Genomic DNA, 17,605 nt, shown 5'->3' with positions numbered 1-17,605 from the left:
CAACAACGACTTAATCCCCTCCGTCCCCTTTTTTATTCCACCGTCACGCTCTTGGCCAGGTTACGCGGCTTGTCCACGTCGGTGCCGCGGGCCAGCGCGGTGTGATAGGCCAGCAACTGCACCGGAATGGTATGCACCACCGGGCTGAGCACGCCGGCATGGCGCGGGGTGCGGATCACGTGCACGCCTTCGGATTCATTGAAGTTGCTGTCCTGGTCGGTGAACACGAACAGCTCGCCGCCACGCGCGCGCACTTCCTGCATGTTGGACTTCACCTTCTCCAGCAGGCTGTCGTTGGGGGCGATCACCACCACCGGCATGTCCTCGTCCACCAGCGCCAGCGGGCCATGCTTCAATTCGCCCGCCGGGTATGCCTCGGCGTGGATATAGGTGATTTCCTTCAGCTTGAGCGCACCTTCCAGCGCGATCGGATAATGCAGGCCACGGCCGAGGAACAGCGCGCTGCTCTTGCGCGCGAAGCGCTCGGCCCACGCGGCAATCTGCGGCTCCATGTTCAGGGCATGCTGCACGCTGCCCGGCAGGAAGCGCAGCTGTTCCAGGTAGTCCGCTTCCTGCGCGGCATCGACGTGGCCGTGCAGCTTGCCCAGCACCACGGTCAGCTGGAACAACGCGGCCAGCTGGGTAGTGAAGGCCTTGGTCGAGGCTACGCCGATCTCGGCGCCGGCACGGGTGTAGCAGACCAGCTCGCTGGCACGCGGTATCGCGCTTTCCGGCACGTTGCAGATCGACAACGTGTGGGTGTGGCCGAGCGACTTTGCGTATTTCAGCGCTTCCATCGTGTCCAGCGTTTCGCCGGACTGGGAGATGGTCACGATCAGGTGTTTCGGGTTCGCATGGGCAGCCCGGTACCGGTATTCACTGGCGATCTCCACGCTGCACGGCAGGCCGGCGATCGACTCGATCCAGTAACGCGCGGTCAGGCCGGCGTAATAACTGGTGCCGCAGGCAAGGATCTGGATGCCCTCGATGCCCGACAGCACGGCCTCGGCGTCCTTGCCGAACAGCTCGGCCGGGAAGCCACCGGCATCGATCGCCGCTTCGATGGTGTCGCCCAGCGCGCGGGGCTGCTCGTGGATTTCCTTCTGCATGTAGTGGCGGTACGGCCCCAGTTCCAGCGAGGCCAACGACACGTCCGACAGGTGCACATCACGCTGCACCGGCGCGTCGTCATGGCCATACACCTGCACGCCATCGCGGCGCACGTCGGCGGTGTCGCCCTCTTCCAGGAAGATCACCCGGCGCGTGGATGAAACGATCGCCGACACATCCGACGCCACGAAGTTCTCGCCTTCGCCCAGCCCGACCAGCAGCGGGCAGCCCATGCGCGCGCAGACGAAATGTTCCGGCTCGGCACGGCTGATCACTGCCAGCGCGTAGGCACCGGTGAGCTCCTTGACCGTGCGCTGCAGTGCACCGAGCAGGCTGTCGCCGCCCTTCAGGTGGTGATGCATCAGGTGCGCGATGACCTCGGTATCGGTCTGCGACTCAAAGGCATACCCGAGTGCGCGCAGCTTTTCGCGCTGCTCCTCGTGGTTCTCGATGATGCCGTTGTGCACCAGCGCCACGCCATCGCTGATATGCGGATGGGCGTTGGCCTCGGTGACGCCGCCATGGGTGGCCCAACGGGTATGGCCGATGCCGAGCACGCTGTCGAAGCCCTCGGCCGCGGCCGCGGTGGCCATCTCGGAAACCCGTCCGGTACGCCGCACGCGACGGATGTCCGGCTGCCCGGCATCGTGCAGCACGGCGATGCCCGATGAATCGTAGCCCCGGTATTCCAGCCGCTTCAGTCCCTCGATGAGCACCGGCACCACGTCGCGATCAGCGATCGCACCTACGATTCCGCACATAACCACGCTTCCCTCGATGTTGAGCCGCTCATTCTAGCGTGGGTGCCTGCACCGCCCCGCCTGTCCGCTTAACAAAAGTGTCCGCCGGCGGTGTCCGCGGACAGCCGGACACCGCCTGCGGCGCTGCAAGCCATTGATTTCCATATGCCATGAAGTTGGCACGTTCCCTGCTTCAACCCCCTCAGTTCCATCATCCCAGGCGCTTCGATGATCCGCGACACTTCTGCACAGGACCAGGTTGTTTCCACCACCGCCACCGGCAGTAGGGCCGCCGCATGGCGCCGCTACCGTTGGCCGGCACTTGCTGCCATCGTCGTGCTGGCCGGCATCGGCTTCGCGGTATATGGCTGGCTCAACGCCAGTCGTTCCTTCGACAGCAGCCGCGTGCGCATTGCGCAGGTACAGCGCGGTGACCTGGTCCGCGACATCGCCGCCGACGGCCGGGTGATCGCAGCCAACAGCCCGGTGCTGTACGCCATCTCCGCCGGCACCGTGGACCTGAAGGTGGTGGCCGGCGACGTGGTGAAGAAGGGCCAGGAACTGGCGGTCATCGACAGCCCGGAGCTGCGCAGCAAGCTGGCGCAGGAAGAGGCGACGCTGGCTGGCCTGGAGGCCGAATCCAGCCGTGCCGCGCTGGACGCGGTGCTGGCCCGCGCCAAATCGCGCAGCACCACCGACCAGGCCGGCGTGGAGAAAGTGGCGGCCGAACGCGACCTGCAGCGCTACCAGCGCGGCTTCGATGGCGGCGCGGTGCCGCAGATCGACCTGGCCCGCGCCCAGGACAGCCTGAAGAAAGCCGACATCTCGCTGACCAATGCCCAGACCGATGCCCGCCTGCAGGGCCAGGGCGCCGACCTGGACGCGCGCAACAAGCGCCTGCTGGCCGACCGCCAGCGCGCGGTGGTGGCCGAAGTGAAACGCCAGGTGGATGCACTGACCCTGCGCGCGCCGTTCGATGGCCAGGTAGGCCAGGTCCAGGCCGTGCAGCACACCAACCTGGTCGCCAACGCACCGGTGCTGGGCGTGGTCGACCTGTCCAACTTCGAGATCGAAATCAAGGTACCGGAGAGCTTCGCCCGCGACCTGGCCATCGGCATGCCCGCGCAGCTGACCAGCGGCAGCGGCCAGCCTTTCGCCGGCGAGATCAGCGCGGTATCCCCGGAAGTGGTCAACGGCGAGGTCAACGCCCGCGTGCGCTTCGCCGACAAGCAGCCACCCGGCCTGCGCCAGAGCCAGCGCATGTCCACGCGCGTGCTGCTGGATACCCGCAAGGACGTGCTGAAGGTCGAGCGTGGCCCGTTCGTGGAACAAGGCAACGGCCAGGCCTATGTCATGCAGGGCAGCACCGCCGTACGCCGCCCGGTGGAACTGGGCGTGAGCAGCCTGGGCGAAGTGGAAATCCTGTCCGGCGTGCAGCCGGGCGATCGTATCGTGGTCGCCGGCAGCGACCTGTTCAAGGACGCCGAACGCGTGTCCATCAACTGACAACCACCCCTACCTACGCAACATACGGATACCGGAGAAAACCATGCTTGAGATGCGCGCTGTCGCCAAAGTGTTCCGCACCGAACAGGTGGAAACCCATGCCCTGCGTTCGCTGGACCTGTTGGTCAATGAAGGGGAATTCGTCGCCGTCACCGGCCCATCCGGTTCCGGCAAGACCACCTTCCTCAACATCGCCGGCCTGCTGGAAACCTTCACCAGCGGCACCTACCTGCTCGATGGCCAGGATGTCAGCCAGCTCGGCGACGATGCGCGCAGCCGGCTGCGCAACCAGAAGATCGGCTTCATCTTCCAGGGCTTCAACCTGATCCCGGACCTCAACCTGTTCGACAACGTCGACGTGCCGCTGCGCTATCGCGGCATGTCTGCGGCCGAACGCCGCGAGCGCATCGAGAAAGCGCTCAGCCAGGTGGGTCTGGGTTCGCGCATGAAGCACTATCCGAACGAACTGTCCGGCGGCCAGCAGCAGCGCGCCGCCATCGCCCGTGCACTGGCCGGCAGCCCACGGTTGCTGCTGGCCGATGAACCGACCGGCAACCTGGACAGCCAGATGGCACGCGGGGTGATGGAACTGCTGGAGGAGATCAATGCCGCCGGCACCACCATCGTGATGGTCACCCACGATCCGGAGCTGGCCGCACGCGCGCAGCGCAACGTGCATATCGTCGACGGCCAGGTCACCGACCTGCTGCGCGAACCGGTGCTGGCCACCGCGCGGCACGTTGCCGCAATCAACGAGTGAGGCCAGCCATGTTCGCCTACTACACCCGCCTGGCCATACGCAGCTTCCGCCGCAACAAGGTCCTGACCGCCCTGATGGTGGTGGCCATCGCGCTGGGCATCGGCGCATCGATGACCACGCTGACGGTGTTCCACGTACTGTCCGGCGATCCCATCCCGGCCAAGAGCGACCGCCTGTTCTACGTGCAGATCGATCCGCGTCCACGCGCCGGCTATGTGCCCGGTGAGGAACCGGAAGAACAGATGACCCGCTTCGATGCCGAAGCACTGCTGCGCGACAAGCATGGACAGCACCAGGCGATGATGAGCGGCGGTGGTGCCACCATCGTGCCCGAGGGCAGCACGCTGAAGCCGTTCTCGGTGGATTCGCGCCTCACCTCGGCGGACTTCTTTCCGATGTTCGACGTGCCGCTGCAGTACGGCAATCCGTGGACGGCTGCCGACGACGAAAGCCGCAGCCGCGTGGTGGTGCTGTCCAAGGCACTCAACGACAAACTGTTCAACGGGGCCAACAGCGTCGGCCGCGACGTCCAGGTCAGCGGCCATTCGCTGCGCGTGGTGGGGGTCATGAAAGACTGGCAGCCGGAACCGCGCTTCTTCGACCTGTCCCTGAGTGCCTACGGCAAAGAAGAGGACGTGCTGATTCCGTTTTCCACCTCGGTCGACCTGAAGCTGGGCAGCAGCGGCAACATGAACTGCTTCGGCAACAACTCACCGAACGGCACCAGCTACGATCTCAGCGCCCCCTGCTCCTGGCTGCAGTACTGGGTGGAAATGGACCCGGCCAAGGCCGATGACTACCGCCGATACCTGGTCAACTACTCCGACCAGCAGCGCGCCGCCGGCCGCTTCGAGCGCCCAGCCAACGTCAAGCTGCTGTCGGTGATGGAATGGCTGGACTTCAAGAAGGCCGTGCCCAGCGACGTGCGCCTGCAGATGTGGCTGGCACTCGGCTTCCTGGTGGTCTGCCTGATCAACACGGTGGGCCTGCTGCTGGCCAAGTTCCTGCGCCGCAGCGGTGAGATCGGCGTACGCCGTGCACTGGGGGCCAGCCGCGGACAGATCTTCCTGCAGTGCGTGGTGGAAGCTGGTGCGGTGGGCGTGGTGGGCGGCCTGCTCGGCCTGGTACTGGCAACGCTGGGCCTGTATGCCGTGCGCCAGCAACCGGTGGAGTACGCAAAGCTGGCCCACCTGGACGGCACGATGCTGCTGCTCGCCCTCGCCCTGACCCTCTTCGCCAGCCTCGCCGCCGGCATGCTTCCGGCCTGGCGCGCCATGCAGGTCACCCCGGCCATCCAGCTCAAGTCGCAGTAAGCACGAGAAACGAGGACCTACCATGGACATCCGCCCCATCCTCAGCACGCTGCGCCGGCACAAGACCGCCGCCTCGCTGATCGTGCTTGAAATCGCGCTGACCTGCGCCATCGTCTGCAACGCGCTGTTCCTGGTCAGCCAGCGCATCGACAAGATCAGCCAGCCCAGCGGGGTGGCCGAGAAGGAACTGGTGATTGTGAGGGTCAGCGGCATCGGCAAGCAGACCGATGCCATGGCCCGCACCCGCGAAGACATCGCCTCGCTGCGCGCATTGCCCGGCGTCAGCAATGTCTCCAGGGTCAACCAGCTGCCGTTCCGCATGAGCTCGTCCAACAGCGGCATCTCGCGCACGCCCGACCAGGAACGCCCGACCATCCATGCGTCCATGTACAACGTCAACGAAGGCGCACTCTCCACGCTGGGCATGAACCTCATCGCCGGACGGGATTTCCAGCCGGGCGAGTACGTGGACCAGGAGCAGGCGCAGAAGGAACAGGACACGAGCAGGGCCGTGCCCGCCATCATCAGCCAGGCGGCGGCCGACGGCCTGTCGCCCGGGCAGCCGGCGCTGGGCAAGACGTTCTACATCGGCGACCAGCCGATGCACGTCATCGGCATCGTGCAGTACCTGGCCACCCCTACCGGTTGGAACGACAACACCGACAAATCGGTCATCCTGCCGCTGCGTACCGACTTCACCCAGGGGCTGTACATGCTGCGCACCGCACCGGAGCGCCGCGATGAAGTGCTGAAAGGCGCGCTGGCGGCACTGGAACGCAACGACCCCAACCGCCTGGTACGCGAGAAGCTGACCTACGAGGAACAGCGCGATGACTACTTCAAGAACGATCGCGCGATGGTCGGCCTGCTGGTCACCGTGTGCATTGCCCTGCTGGTGGTGACCGCCCTGGGCATCGTCGGCCTGGCGAGTTTCTGGGTGCAGCAGCGCAGCAAGCAGATCGGCATCCGCCGCGCGTTGGGTGCCACCCGTGGGCAGATCCTGCGCTACTTCCAGACCGAGAACTTCCTCTTGGCCACGCTGGGCATCGTGCTGGGCATGTTGGCGGCCTATGCGATCAACCTGGCGCTGATGAATACCTACGAGTTGCCGCGCATGCCGTTGCTGTACCTGCCGGTAGGCGCCGTGCTGCTGTGGCTGCTGGGCCAGGTGGCCGTGTTCGGCCCGGCGCGGCGCGCGGCGGCGGTGCCACCGGCGGTGGCGACCCGCGGCAGCTGAAGCAGCCGGCCACCGGGTTGTATATCCTGCGGTCATGCGTCCTGTGGAGCCGAGCCATGCTCGGCTGCTGCAGACCCCCGTGATTCCCACCCGCCGGGCATGGCCCGGCGCTACCTGACCCCCTGCGCATGCCCCTGATCCTGATCATCGACGACAACACCAGCGTGGGCACCGCACTGGACGTGCTGTTCTCGCTGCACGACATCGAGACCGTGCACGCGACGTCGCCCGAGGCCGGCTTGGCAGCGCTGGAAGGCCATGCGGTGGACCTGGTGATCCAGGACATGAACTTCACCGAGGACACCACGTCCGGCGAGGAGGGGGAAGCCCTGTTCGCCAGGATCCGCCAGCGCCATCCCGACCTGCCGGTGATCCTGCTGACCGCATGGACGCACCTGAGCACCGCGGTGGACCTGGTCAAGGCCGGCGCTGCCGATTACCTGGCCAAACCCTGGGACGACCGCAAGCTGCTGACCACGGTCAACAACCTGCTTGAGCTGTCCGAAGCACGCAGCGAACTCGATCGCCGGCGCCAACGCGAGCAGCGCCAGCGCAACGACCTGGAACTTCGCTATGACCTGCGCGAGGCGGTATTTGCCGATGCGGCCAGCGAGCGGGTGATCGCGCTGGCCTGCCAGGTCGCGCGTTCGCCCCTGCCGGTGTTGATCACCGGCCCCAACGGCGCGGGCAAGGAGAAGATAGCGGAGATCATCCAGGCCAACTCCGCCGTCGCCAAGGGGCCGTTCGTGACGGTCAACTGCGGTGCGTTGCCGGCCGAACTGATCGAAGCCGAACTGTTCGGCGCCGAAGCCGGTGCCTATACCGGCGCCAACAAGGCCCGCGAGGGCAAATTCGAGGCCGCTGATGGCGGCACGCTGTTCCTCGATGAGATCGGCAACCTGCCACTGGGTGGGCAGATGAAGCTGCTGCGCGTGCTGGAGACCGGCCGCTTCGAGCGCCTCGGTTCCAATCGCGAGCGGCAGGTGAAAGTGCGCGTGGTCAGTGCCACCAACGCGGACCTTGCCGCCATGATCCGCGATGGCAGCTTCCGCGAAGACCTGTATTACCGCCTCAACACGGTAGAGCTGGCACTGCCGCCGCTGGCAGAACGGCCCGGCGACATCGTGCCGCTGGCCGAACGCTTCCTCAGCGGCGACAAACCGCTGTCTTCAGGTGCCAGCGCCGCCCTGCAGCGACACCCATGGCCTGGCAACGTGCGCGAGCTGCGCAATGTCATCCAGCGCGCCGAACTGCTGGCCACTGGCAACCGCATCGAAGTCGCCGACCTCAACCTGCCACGCGCCGCGGCTGCACCACGCAGCAGCAGCCACGCGCCCGATCCGGACCGCCAGCGCATCGAAAACGCGCTGGCCAGCAACCACGGCATCATCGCCCAGGCCGCCGCCGAACTGGGCCTGAGCCGGCAGGCCCTGTACCGGCGCATGGACCGCCACGGCATTCCGCGCGAATGAAGCTGCGATCATTCACCTTCCGCCTGTTCCTGCGCCTGCTGCCCGTGCTGGCGCTCGCCGCGGCCCTGCCGTGGATACTGGCGTACTGGATGGACCACGGCTGGCTGGTGGCGGTGATTTCCGCAGTGATCCTGCTGGCGCTGATGTGGCTCAGCCTGAGCCGTGCCACCGCGCCGGTGCGCTCGTTGATGCGGGCGCTGTCCGGCGTGGTCAGCAGCTATCGCGATGGCGAGTTCAACTTCAGCGTGCATTGGTCGGGACACGATGAGCTGGGCCACCTGGTGCAGGCACACCGCGAACTGGGCGAGGTACTGCGCGACCAGCGGCAGGGCCTGGTGCAACGCGAACTGCTGCTGGACACCATGGTGCAGAACACGCCGGTGGCGATGCTGCTGCTTGCCGATGGCGGCGACGGCATCGCGCGCGTGGTGTTCTCCAACGTGGCCGCACGCAAGCTGCTGCACGGCGGCCGGAAACTGGAAGGACAGCGCCTGGCCGAGCTGCTGGAACAGATGCCGGTGCCGCTCAGCGACGCCATTTCGCGCGGCGGTGACAGCTTGTTCGCGGTGCGCGACGAGGACGCTGTCGACGAAGAGGACGAGCAGATCTACCACCTGTCACGCCGTGCGTTCCATCTCAACGGACGCCCGCATGACCTGTTGCTGATCCGCCTGCTCACCGCCGAACTTCGCCGGCAGGAAGTCCAGACCTGGAAGAAGGTGATCCGGGTGATCAGCCACGAGCTCAATAATTCATTGGCTCCGATTGCGTCGCTGGCACACTCCGGCGGCGAACTGGTCAAGCGCGAGCGCTTCGATCGCCTGCCGGAGATCTTCTCCACCATCGAAGACCGCGCACGCCACCTGGAAGGCTTCATCCGCGGCTATGCGCGTTTCGCCAAGCTGCCGCAGCCGCTGTTGCAGACCGTGCACTGGGCACCGTTCCTGGCCGGCCTGCAGCAACAGATACCTTTCCGCATGGACGAGATCGCCGAGGACATGCACAGCCGCGTGGACGTGGCCCAGCTCGGCCAGGCGCTGCTGAACCTGGTGAAGAACGCGCACGAGGCCTGTGCCGAAGCCGATCCACCCAACGACGACGTGCGCGTGCGGCTGACCCGGCTGCCGCAGTGGATACGAGTGGACGTGCTGGACCGTGGCAAGGGCATGAACGAGGCGGTGCTGCAGAATGCGCTGACGCCGTTCTATTCAACCAAGCGCAACGGCACCGGCCTGGGCTTGGCGTTGACGCGCGAGATCATCGAGGCCCACGGTGGACGCGTAGCCCTGCAGAACCGTACCGATGGCGGACTGTGCGTGTCATTGTTGTTGCCGCACGGCTGACCCGGTAGCGCCGAGCCATGCTCGGCGGAATGCCACCTTGCCCGGCAATGCCAGGCCGCCGAGCATGGCTCGGCGCTACTTCTTCCGCGGCCGCTGCCAGCCTTCGATGACCTGCTGCGGCGCACGTGCAACAGTCAGCTTGCCATCCGGCGCGCTGCGGGTAACCACGGAACCGGCGCCGATGGTCGCGCCTTCACCGATCACCACCGGGGCCACCAGCGCGCTGTTGGAGCCTACGAAGGCATTGTCGCCGATGGTGGTCTGCGCCTTGTTCACCCCATCGTAATTGCAGGTGATGGTGCCGGCACCGATGTTGACCTTGCTGCCGATCACCGCATCGCCCAGGTAGCTCAGGTGGTTGGCCTTGCTGCCCACGCCCATGGTGATCTTCTTGGTCTCCACGAAGTTGCCGACGTGCACGCCATCAGCCAGTACCGTGCCCGGGCGCAGCCGTGCGAACGGGCCGATCTGCGCCGCGCCCTCGGTGACCACGCCTTCCAGGTCACAGTGCGCGCGCACTTCGGTGCCCGGCCCCAGCTTCACGTCCTTGAGCCGGGTGAACGGACCCACGGTCACGCCATCGGCCAGCTCCACGCGGCCCTCCAGGATCACGTTGACATCGATCTGCACGTCGCTGCCGACGATGACCTCGCCCCGGATGTCTACCCGCGCCGGGTCCAGCACGCGTGCACCCTGCAGGCACAGCGCCCGCACGGCGCGCTGCTGCCAGGCACGCTCCAGCTGCGCCAGCTGCCATGGATCATTGGCACCTTCGGCATCCTGCGCCTCTTCCACCAGGGTCATCTCGGCAGCGGTGTACTCGCTGGCGGCGAAGGCGAACACGTCGGTGAGGTAGTACTCACCCTGTGCATTGTGGTTGGACAGCTGCGAAAGCCAGCGGCGCAGCGCGGTGGACTCCGCGCTGATGATGCCGGTATTGATGGTGCGGATGCGCCGTTGTTCGTCGTCGGCGTCCTTCTGTTCAACGATCGCCCCGACATTGCCTTCGGCATCGCGCACGATGCGTCCGTAGCCTGTGGGGTCGTCGACCTCCGCGGCCAGTACTGCCAGGCGCCCAGGCTGGGCCAGCAGTTCGCGCAGGGTCTGCGCGCGGATCAGCGGCACGTCGCCGTACAGCACCAGCACCTGCGCGGCATCGGGTACATCAGGCATGGCCTGCGCGACCGCATGGCCGGTACCCAGCTGTTGCGCCTGCTCGGCCCACAGCAGGTCAGGCTGGTTGCGGAACTGCGCACGCACGGCCTCGCCACCATGGCCGTGCACCACGTGGATCGCCGCCGGCGCCAGCTCACGCGCGGTGGCGATCACATGCGCTAGCATCGGCTGTCCGGCTATGGGCTGCAGCACCTTCGGCAACGCGGACTTCATGCGTTTGCCAGCGCCGGCAGCCAGGATGATCACGTGCAGGGGTTGGGTCATGGGGAATGCGATCGGCAGTGGTCTTGCCTGCATTCTAGAACGGCCGCCGTTAACATGACCCACGTGCCCTGCATCGCCTGTCCATGTCCCTGATTCGCCAGAGCGGCTCCTATCTGATCGTCGGCCTGCTCCAGCTGCTGCTGGACTGGGTGGTGTTCGTGTCCGCCACCGCGCTGGGCATGGCCGTGGTGCCCGGCAACGTGGTCGGCCGTGCCAGCGGCATGCTGCTCGGATTCTGGCTCAATGGCCGCTACACCTTCGCCCGGGCAGACGGCCGGCGGCTGGGCTGGAAGCGCTTCGCGCGCTTCATCGGCCTGTGGGGCGTGATGACGCTGGCCAGCACCGTGCTGGTGGCGGCTGCCGACCATGCGCTGGGGCTGCAATATGCATGGCTGGCCAAGCCACTGGTGGAAGGTGGATTGGCGGCGGTCTCGTTCCTGTTGATGCGCTGGCTGGTGTTCCGCTGAGCCGGGGGCGCCAGACGCGGCTGCAGATGGCGTGCCGCGCTGTGCGCGGTGACGGGCATGGCCCGTCACTACCTGGCCTGGTGGCCGATGCCGAACAGGGCGTGCCGCGCTGCGCGCGGTGACGGGCATGGCCCGTCACTACCTGGCCTGTGGCCGATGCCGAACAGGGCGTGCCGCGCTGCGCGCGGTGACGGGCATGGCCCGTCATTACCTGGCCTGTGGCCGATGCCGAACATGCGGATTCCGCGCAATGAAATGCCGGCACTGGGCCGGCATTTCTGTTCCTGCAGAAGCGCTGGGATCAGTGCTTCAGGTTCTTGCGCAGGCGCTCCAGCGCCTGCAGCTGCGCGGTGACTTCCGCCAGCTTCTGCTGCGCTTCGGCGATTTCCATCGCTTCGCCACGGTTGGCCAGCATGCGCTCGGCTTCTTCCTTGGCCTTGCGCACCGACGCTTCGTCGATGTCCTGCGCGCGGATGGCGGTGTCGGCCAGCACGGTCACCACCTGCGGCTGCACTTCCAGGATGCCGCCGGAGATGAAGAAGTCCAGCTGCTCGCCATTGGCCTGGGTCACCACCACCTTGCCCGGCTTCAGCCGGGTGATCAGCGGCGCGTGCTTGGGCGCGATGCCCAGCTCGCCCAGCTCACCGGTGGCCACGACCAAGGTCGCTTCGCCACGGAAGATTTCCTGCTCGGCGCTGACGATGTCGCAACGGATCGTGCTCATGCAAATCTCTTCACTGTTCGCGGCGGCACGATGCCACCGGGGAGGTCGACCGGCGCGGGCAGTTGCCCGGCCCCGGCGTCAGGTCGGGCGGGATCGCTCCCGCCCGTCCAGGATCAGGCCTTCTCGGCCATCTTCTTGGCCTTCTCGACCGCTTCTTCGATGCTGCCGACCATGTAGAACGCCTGCTCCGGCAGGTGGTCGTACTCACCATCGACGATGGCCTTGAAGCCACGGATGGTGTCCTTCAGCGACACGTACTTGCCCGGCGAGCCGGTGAACACTTCGGCCACGTGGAACGGCTGGCTGAAGAAGCGCTCGATCTTGCGGGCGCGGGTCACGGCCTGCTTGTCTTCCTCGGACAGTTCGTCCATGCCCAGGATGGCGATGATGTCCTTCAGCTCCTTGTACTTCTGCAGGGTCTGCTGGACACGCTGGGCGGTGTCGTAGTGCTCGTGGCCGATGACCAGCGGGTCCATCTGGCGGCTGGTCGAATCCAGCGGATCCACCGCCGGGTAGATACCCAGCGAGGCGATCGAACGCGACAGGGTCACGGTCGAATCCAGGTGGGCGAAGGTGGTGGCCGGCGACGGATCGGTCAAGTCATCGGCGGGCACGTAGACGGCCTGGATCGAGGTGATCGAGCCGTTCTTGGTCGAGGTGATGCGCTCCTGCAGGACGCCCATTTCCTCGGCCAGGGTCGGCTGGTAGCCCACGGCCGACGGCATGCGGCCCAGCAGCGCGGACACTTCGGTACCGGCCAGGGTGTAACGGTAGATGTTGTCGACGAACAGCAGCACGTCCTTGCCCTTGCCGCTTGCATCCTTCTCGTCGCGGAAGTATTCGGCCATGGTCAGGCCGGTCAGCGCGACGCGCAGGCGGTTGCCCGGCGGCTCGTTCATCTGGCCGTATACCATCGCGACCTTGTCCAGGACGTTGGAGTCCTTCATCTCGTGGTAGAAGTCGTTGCCCTCACGGGTACGCTCACCCACGCCGGCGAACACGGACAGGCCGCTGTGCGCCTTGGCGATGTTGTTGATCAGCTCCATCATGTTGACGGTCTTGCCGACGCCGGCGCCGCCGAACAGGCCGACCTTGCCGCCCTTGGCGAACGGGCACATCAGGTCGATGACCTTGATGCCGGTTTCCAGCAGTTCGGTGGCCGGGGACTGGTCTTCGTACGACGGTGCCGCACGGTGGATTTCCCAGTTGTCGCTGGCGGCGACCGGGCCGGCTTCGTCGATCGGGCGACCCAGCACGTCCATGATGCGGCCCAGCGTACCGGCGCCCACCGGCACCGAGATGCCGCGGTTGGTGTTGGTGGCGACCAGGTTGCGCTTCAGGCCGTCGGTGGAACCGAGGGCGATGGTGCGCACCACGCCGTCGCCCAGCTGCTGCTGGACTTCGAGGGTGATTTCGGTGTTGTCGACCTTCAGTGCGTCATACACCTTCGGCACCGACTCACGCGGGAACTCGACGTCGACGACCGCGCCGATGATCTGAACGATCTTGCCCTGACTCATTGCTGCATCCTCTAAAAGTGTGCTTTGGACGTGCGCGTCAGACTGCTGCTGCGCCGCCGACGATTTCGGAAATTTCCTGGGTGATCGCTGCCTGGCGCGCCTTGTTGTAGACGAGCTGGAGCGTACCGATCAGCTTGTTCGCGTTGTCGCTGGCCGCCTTCATCGCCACCATGCGCGCGGCGTGTTCGGACGCCACGTTCTCCAGCAGCGCCTGATACACCAGCGACTCGATGTAACGCGTCATCACGTGCTCCAGCACGGTCGCGGCATCGGGTTCGTACAGGTAGTCCCAGTCGTGGTGCGCGACCTGCTTCTCAGCGGGCGGCAGTGGCAGCAGCTGGTCGAAGCTGGCCGTCTGGGTCATGGTGTTGATGAAGCGGTTGTACACCAGGTACACACGGTCGACCTTGCCTTCGGTGAACGCATCGAGCATCACCTTGATCACGCCGATCAGCGATTCCAGCCGCGGCTGGTCGCCAATGTGGGTGACGCTGCCGACCATGTTGACCTTGATGCGGCGGAAGAAGGTGGATGCCTTCTGGCCAACGGTCACCATGTCCACTTCGGCGCCCTTTTCCTGCCAGGCACGGGCTTCGCCCAGCGTCTTGCGGAACAGGTTGTTGTTCAGGCCACCGGCCAGGCCGCGATCGGACGATATCACGATGTAGCCCACCCGCTTGACCTGCTCGCGCTCGACCAGGAACGGATGCTGGTAGTCGGTGCTGGCCTGGGCCAGGTGGCCGATCACCTGCTTCATCGCCTGCGCGTACGGACGCGAGGTCTTCATCCGCTCCTGCGCCTTGCGGATCTTGGAGGCCGAGACCATCTCGAGCGCGCGCGTCACCTTGCGGGTGTTCTGCACGCTCTTGATCTTGGTTTTGATTTCGCGTCCGCTTGCCATCTCTTATTCCCGTATGTTCAACGGTAGAGCGGGGCCAGGCCCCGCCCCACATGCGTTGTTACCAGCTGCCGGTGGTCTTGAACTCGGAGATGCCCTTCTTGAAGGCCTCTTCGATGTCCTTGTCCCAGCCGCCGGTGGCGTTGACCTTGCCCACCAGCTCGCCCTGGGTGTTGTCGAAATGGGCGTGCAGGCCTTCTTCGAACGCCAGCAGCTTGTTGACCGGCACGTCGTCGAGGTAACCCTCGTTGACGGCGTAGATCGACAGCGCCTGGTTGGCGATCGACATCGGCGCGTACTGCTTCTGCTTCATCAGCTCGGTGACGCGCTGGCCGCGCTCCAGCTGCTTGCGGGTGGCTTCGTCCAGGTCCGAGGCGAACTGCGCGAAGGCAGCCAGCTCGCGGTACTGCGCCAGCGAGATACGGATGCCGCCGGACAGCTTCTTGATGATCTTGGTCTGGGCCGAACCACCCACGCGCGACACCGAGATACCGGCGTTGACGGCCGGACGGATACCCGCGTTGAACAGATCGGTTTCCAGGAAGATCTGCCCGTCGGTGATGGAGATCACGTTGGTCGGCACGAACGCCGAGACGTCGCCGGCCTGGGTTTCGATTATCGGCAGCGCGGTCAGCGAACCGGTCTTGCCCTTCACCGCACCGTTGGTGAACTTCTCCACGTACTCTTCGGACACGCGGGCAGCGCGCTCGAGCAGGCGGGAGTGCAGGTAGAACACGTCGCCCGGGTACGCTTCACGGCCCGGCGGGCGCTTCAGCAGCAGCGAGATCTGGCGGTAGGCCACGGCCTGCTTGGACAGATCGTCGTACACGATCAGCGCGTCTTCGCCGCGGTCCATGAAGTATTCGCCCATGGTGCAGCCGGAGTAGGCGCTGATGTACTGCATCGCGGCCGACTCGGACGCGGTGGCAGCCACCACCACGGTGTGCGCCATCGCGCCGTTTTCTTCCAGCTTGCGCACGATGTTGGCAACGGTCGAGGCCTTCTGCCCGATCGCCACGTAGACGCACTTGATGCCGGTGCCCTTCTGGTTGATCACCGCATCGATGGCCAGCGCGGTCTTGCCGGTCTGGCGGTCACCGATGACCAGCTCGCGCTGGCCACGGCCGATCGGGATCATCGAGTCGACCGACTTGTAACCGGTCTGCACCGGCTGGTCGACCGACTTGCGCCAGATCACGCCCGGTGCAACGCGCTCCACCGGAGCGGTCAGGTCGGTGCCCAGCGGGCCCTTGCCGTCGATCGGCTCGCCCAGCGCATTGACCACGCGGCCAAGCAGTTCCGGGCCGACCGGCACTTCCAGGATGCGACCGGTGGTCTTGGCCACGTCGCCTTCGCGCAGGTTTTGGTAATCACCCAGCACCACGGCGCCGACCGAGTCGCGCTCCAGGTTCAGGGCCAGGGCGAAGGTGTTGTTCGGCAGTTCGATCATTTCGCCCTGCATCACGTCGGCCAGGCCGAAGATGCGCACGATGCCGTCGGACACGCTGGTCACGGTGCCTTCGTTGCGCGATTCCGCGGCCAGCTTGACCTTCTCGATGCGGTTCTTGATCAGTTCGCTGATTTCGGAGGGGTTGAGCGTGGTTGCCATCGTCGAGTCCTAGTGCCGGCGGTCAGGCCGGACGATTAAATGAATTCAGTTAGCGAGCGCGGTCTGCAGTCGGGCGAGCTTGCCCTTCAGCGAACCGTCGATGACCACGTCACCGGCGTCGATCACGGCGCCGCCGATCAGCGAAGCGTCCACCGCGGTGGACACGTCCACTTCGCGGCCGAAACGCTTGCGCAGCGCAGCCTTGATCGCGTCCAGGTCGCCGGTGGACAGTGCGTTGGCCGAGGTCACCGTGGCCTTGACCACGTGTTCGGCTTCGGCACGCAGCTGGTCGAACATCCCGGCGATTTCCGGCAGCAGCTGCAAGCGGTGGGCCTCGGCGAGCAGCGACAGGAAGCGCGAGAAGGTCTCGCTGCGCTGTTCCGGCGCCAGCAGGGCGACAGCCTCGTCGCGGCCCAGCTCCGGGTTGGCGAGCAGGGCCGACACGCGCGGGTCGGCGGCGACGTGGGCGGAGAACGCAAGTGCGTCCGTCCACGGCGCGAACGCGCCTTCGTCACGCGCGGTCGCAAAGGCAGCGCGGGCGTAAGGGCGGGCAAGCGTGAGGGCCTGGCTCATGTCAGATCTCCGAAGCCAGCTCGTCGAGCAGCGCCTTGTGGGCGTTGGCATCGATTTCGCGCTTGAGCAGCTTCTCGGCACCGCTTACGGCCAGCACGGAGACCTGCCTGCGCAGTTCCTCGCGGGCACGGTTGGCAGCCGCATCGATCTCTGCCTGCGCCAGTTCTTTCTGGCGGGTGGCTTCGGTGATCGCTTCGTTCTTGGCGGCTTCAACGATCTGGTTGGCGCGCGCGTGGGCCTGGTCGATGATCTCGTTGGCCTTGCCGCGTGCTTCCTTCAGCGCTTCGTTGACCTTTTCCTGGGCCTGCGCCAGGTCCTTCTGGCTGCGATCGGCAGCGGCGAGACCTTCAGCGATCTTCTGCTGGCGCTCTTCGATCGCGTTCATCAGCGGCGGCCAGATCTTGGTCGCGATGATCCAGATCAGGGCTGCGAAGGCCAGGGCCTGGGCGAGGAGGGTAAAACCGATATCCATTGTTTTCGCTCAGTCAGTGGTGACGGGGTGGAAGTACCGCCCGGTGGGCGGCACCCCCGAACCTTCATCCGCGACCAGGCGCCGAAGCGCCGGTCGTTTCACTTGTGCTGGATCAGCCAGCCACTGCCGGCAGGCGTGCCACGAACTCACCGACCATCGGGTTGGCGAAGGCGAACAGCAGGCCAACGGCGACCGAGATGATGAACGCGGCGTCGATCAGGCCGGCGGTGATGAACATGCGGACCTGCAGCACCGGGATCAGTTCCGGCTGGCGCGCGGCCGATTCCAGGAACTTACCGGACATGATGGCCAGGCCCAGGCCTGCACCAAGCGCGGCCAGGCCGATCATGATGCCGACGGCGAGGACGGTGGAGCTCTGAACTTGGGCGAGGTTGGTCAGGACGGCGAAGTACATGGTTTT

General features: G+C 65.9%; 16 protein-coding genes. 7 read left to right on the top strand and 9 right to left on the bottom strand.

Annotated elements, in window-relative coordinates:
- Nucleotides 1–32 precede the first annotated feature (32 nt).
- Nucleotides 33–1,871, bottom strand: a complete 1,839-nt coding sequence (glmS, locus tag H4O11_RS06805; protein ID WP_182338644.1) for a glutamine--fructose-6-phosphate transaminase (isomerizing) — start codon at nt 1,869–1,871, stop codon at nt 33–35.
- A gap of 207 nt (nt 1,872–2,078) precedes the next feature.
- Here glmS and H4O11_RS06800 point away from each other — a divergent pair, with 207 nt between their 5' ends.
- The 6 genes from H4O11_RS06800 (at nt 2,079) to H4O11_RS06775 (ending at nt 9,481) form a co-directional block, all read left to right on the top strand.
- Entirely contained in the window at nt 2,079–3,356 is a 1,278-nt protein-coding gene (locus H4O11_RS06800; protein ID WP_182338643.1) for an efflux RND transporter periplasmic adaptor subunit, read from the top strand.
- Between the two features lie 43 nt (nt 3,357–3,399).
- Nucleotides 3,400–4,116 carry an ABC transporter ATP-binding protein gene (locus tag H4O11_RS06795; RefSeq protein WP_182338642.1) on the top strand — a complete coding sequence of 239 codons (717 nt, stop codon included), beginning with the start codon at nt 3,400–3,402 and terminating at the stop codon, nt 4,114–4,116.
- A gap of 8 nt (nt 4,117–4,124) precedes the next feature.
- Entirely contained in the window at nt 4,125–5,429 is a 1,305-nt protein-coding gene (locus H4O11_RS06790) for an ABC transporter permease (RefSeq protein ID WP_182338641.1), read from the top strand.
- Between the two features lie 22 nt (nt 5,430–5,451).
- Nucleotides 5,452–6,666 carry an ABC transporter permease gene (locus H4O11_RS06785; RefSeq protein WP_182338640.1) on the top strand — a complete coding sequence of 405 codons (1,215 nt, stop codon included), beginning with the start codon at nt 5,452–5,454 and terminating at the stop codon, nt 6,664–6,666.
- 128 nt (nt 6,667–6,794) lie between these two features.
- Entirely contained in the window at nt 6,795–8,138 is a 1,344-nt protein-coding gene (locus tag H4O11_RS06780; RefSeq protein ID WP_182338639.1) for a sigma-54-dependent transcriptional regulator, read from the top strand.
- On the top strand, nt 8,135–9,481 hold the full coding sequence (locus H4O11_RS06775; protein ID WP_182338638.1) for a sensor histidine kinase: 1,347 nt from the start codon (nt 8,135–8,137) through the stop codon (nt 9,479–9,481). The genes H4O11_RS06780 and H4O11_RS06775 overlap by 4 nt, the downstream gene beginning before the upstream one ends.
- Before the next feature lie 75 nt (nt 9,482–9,556).
- On the opposite strand, the gene glmU is transcribed toward H4O11_RS06775, so the two are convergent.
- Entirely contained in the window at nt 9,557–10,921 is a 1,365-nt protein-coding gene (gene glmU, locus H4O11_RS06770; protein WP_182338637.1) for a bifunctional UDP-N-acetylglucosamine diphosphorylase/glucosamine-1-phosphate N-acetyltransferase GlmU, read from the bottom strand.
- Nucleotides 10,922–11,004: 83 nt separating this feature from the next.
- Here glmU and H4O11_RS06765 point away from each other — a divergent pair, with 83 nt between their 5' ends.
- Nucleotides 11,005–11,388, top strand: a complete 384-nt coding sequence (locus H4O11_RS06765; RefSeq protein ID WP_182338636.1) for a GtrA family protein — start codon at nt 11,005–11,007, stop codon at nt 11,386–11,388.
- Nucleotides 11,389–11,689: 301 nt separating this feature from the next.
- On the opposite strand, the gene H4O11_RS06760 is transcribed toward H4O11_RS06765, so the two are convergent.
- From H4O11_RS06760 to atpE, 7 genes are all read right to left on the bottom strand, one after another.
- Entirely contained in the window at nt 11,690–12,112 is a 423-nt protein-coding gene (locus H4O11_RS06760) for a F0F1 ATP synthase subunit epsilon (protein ID WP_182338635.1), read from the bottom strand.
- Between the two features lie 113 nt (nt 12,113–12,225).
- Nucleotides 12,226–13,632 (bottom strand): F0F1 ATP synthase subunit beta, encoded by a 1,407-nt coding sequence (gene atpD, locus H4O11_RS06755; protein WP_182338634.1) that lies wholly within the window; start codon nt 13,630–13,632, stop codon nt 12,226–12,228.
- Between the two features lie 37 nt (nt 13,633–13,669).
- Nucleotides 13,670–14,533 carry a F0F1 ATP synthase subunit gamma gene (gene atpG, locus H4O11_RS06750; protein WP_182338633.1) on the bottom strand — a complete coding sequence of 288 codons (864 nt, stop codon included), beginning with the start codon at nt 14,531–14,533 and terminating at the stop codon, nt 13,670–13,672.
- Nucleotides 14,534–14,591: 58 nt separating this feature from the next.
- A complete protein-coding gene (gene atpA, locus H4O11_RS06745; RefSeq protein WP_182338632.1) occupies nt 14,592–16,139 on the bottom strand; it encodes a F0F1 ATP synthase subunit alpha in 1,548 nt (515 codons plus the stop codon).
- Nucleotides 16,140–16,184: 45 nt separating this feature from the next.
- The gene (locus H4O11_RS06740) at nt 16,185–16,712 is read right to left on the bottom strand and encodes a F0F1 ATP synthase subunit delta (RefSeq protein WP_182338631.1); all 528 of its coding nucleotides are present in this window, start codon (nt 16,710–16,712) and stop codon (nt 16,185–16,187) included.
- A 1-nt stretch (nt 16,713) separates the two neighbouring features.
- Nucleotides 16,714–17,184, bottom strand: a complete 471-nt coding sequence (locus tag H4O11_RS06735; RefSeq protein ID WP_182338630.1) for a F0F1 ATP synthase subunit B — start codon at nt 17,182–17,184, stop codon at nt 16,714–16,716.
- Nucleotides 17,185–17,296: 112 nt separating this feature from the next.
- Nucleotides 17,297–17,599 carry a F0F1 ATP synthase subunit C gene (gene atpE / locus H4O11_RS06730; protein ID WP_182338629.1) on the bottom strand — a complete coding sequence of 101 codons (303 nt, stop codon included), beginning with the start codon at nt 17,597–17,599 and terminating at the stop codon, nt 17,297–17,299.
- Between the last annotated feature and the right edge of the window lie 6 nt (nt 17,600–17,605).

Origin of the sequence: Stenotrophomonas tumulicola, from assembly GCF_014117215.1 — a bacterium.
Lineage (GTDB): Bacteria > Pseudomonadota > Gammaproteobacteria > Xanthomonadales > Xanthomonadaceae > Stenotrophomonas > Stenotrophomonas tumulicola.
The sequence above is the reverse complement of the archived record's forward strand: the minus strand, read 5'-3'. Positions and strand labels throughout refer to the sequence as shown.